The sequence below is a fragment of the Bartonella sp. AP58NXGY genome, from assembly GCF_042195785.1.
Classification (GTDB): Bacteria; Pseudomonadota; Alphaproteobacteria; order Rhizobiales; family Rhizobiaceae; genus Bartonella.
In genome coordinates, this window is sequence record NZ_JBHIOY010000240.1 from 1 (window position 1) to 722 (window position 722).

At 43.4% G+C, this 722-nt stretch carries 1 protein-coding gene; it reads right to left on the reverse strand.

Annotation, left to right across the window (positions count from 1 at the left end; all coding sequences use genetic code 11):
- Positions 1–722: translation initiation factor IF-2 associated domain-containing protein (locus ACFINC_RS10680; RefSeq protein ID WP_375617198.1), on the reverse strand; the 722-nt coding region annotated here is incomplete at both ends.

Here is a 722-nt window from a genome sequence, read left to right on the forward strand (position 1 = left end):
GTTTTGTGCACGCTTAAACTTTTCCTGTCTGCGCCGCATTGCAGCCATTGAGCGCCCCCGTGCACTCCCTTCTTCGTCTAACGCGCTATTAAGAGTCAGTTTTCCACGGCGCCGTTCATCAGCTCCTTTGACAATTTTGGGTGCACGTATTTCTGATTTAGCAGGATTAGCACGTCGGCTATACCGTTCTTCCTCTTTATTTTCATCTATTTTGCGTTTTTCAATCACAGTTGTGTTTTTAGGCGTAAGAGGAATATCTGTCTCCTCAATGAGGGGAGGCTCAGAAAAAACAGGTGGAATCTGTACTGGCGATTTTTCTTCTTCTTGTTTTTGAAGTATTTCTTTTTCTTTGATTTCTTGCTTTAAAATTTCTTCACGTTCTTTAGCGCGTTTTGCTTCTTTTTCAGCTTGTTCTCTCATTATCCTTTCTTGGATATGTGCCTCTTCTAACGCACGAAGTCTTGCTTCCATTTCAGCCGATGAAAGATTGCTTTTGGTCACAGATTCCTGAGGTTTTTTTTCTTCAAAACGGGGTTTAGAGCGCTGGGGTGCAACATGCGGTTTTGTAATAGGCTGCAAGGTCTCAGCTTTTTCATCAGGTCGCGTAATTTTACGTCGTTTGGTTTCGACAACGACAGCTTTTGTGCGACCATGGCTAAAATTTTGCTTGACCGTACTCGTTTCCAAGACAGACCGCTTGAGAGTTAGTGTCTTCTTGCCTG